Origin of the sequence: Lentihominibacter sp., from assembly GCF_046951855.1 — a bacterium.
In the GTDB taxonomy this organism is placed as follows: Bacteria; Bacillota; Clostridia; order Peptostreptococcales; family Anaerovoracaceae; genus Lentihominibacter; species Lentihominibacter hominis.
The window spans coordinates 13,044-13,709 of the sequence record NZ_JBKTXS010000042.1 but is presented as its reverse complement, the minus strand read 5'-3'; the positions used below and the strand labels follow the sequence as shown (position 1 = coordinate 13,709).

General features: G+C 40.2%; 1 protein-coding gene. It reads right to left on the bottom strand.

Going from position 1 to position 666, the window contains the following annotated elements; translation table 11 throughout:
• A partial coding sequence (locus ACLR96_RS09350; protein WP_412265738.1) for an ABC transporter transmembrane domain-containing protein occupies positions 1-469 on the bottom strand: 469 nt, incomplete at its 3' end.
• Between the last annotated feature and the right edge of the window lie 197 nt (positions 470-666).

The window sequence follows — 666 nt, the reverse complement described above, 5'->3', positions numbered from 1 at the left end:
AACCCATCATGGTATCAATGGAAAACGCCATAACAATTCCCATGATACAAACTGCGGGAACAGGCAGCACCATTTGGATAAACCATACAGCGCCTTGCTGGACAACATTTACATCGTTCAGTGTGCGGGTAATCATAGAACCGGTCCCAAACTGTTCAAAATCATAGGAGGAAAAAGTAAGCGACTTATCATAAAGATCGTTCCGCATATCCCGGCCAATTTTAGAAGAAAGGTCTGCGGCGAGGTAGCTTCCCAGCAGTGCGCCTAAACTGGTAACGATTGTTACAATCAGCATAAGTATTCCGCTGCGGATTAGATAGTCCATATTCCCACCGTTGATACCGGCATTTATCATGTTCGCTGTGATGGTTGGAATAAGCAAACCGCCCGCGACATCTAAAAACATTACTATCAATGTAAAAAAACAAAGCCACTTATACGGTTTTATAAATTGTAAAATTGTTTTCATTCTGCGTCGCCTCCTAAATTCAGTAGTCTGCTGCGGAAAATGCAATCAAAGCTCATTTAATTTTCTCCTCAAATTTTCTATATAAATATTTGTTAAGCGTAAAAGTTCCTTTTGTTCTTCCTCTTTCAGAGCGCTAAAAGCCTCATTTTCTTTTTGAACTACCGGCACAATATGGTTTTCAACAAATTGTTTTCCGG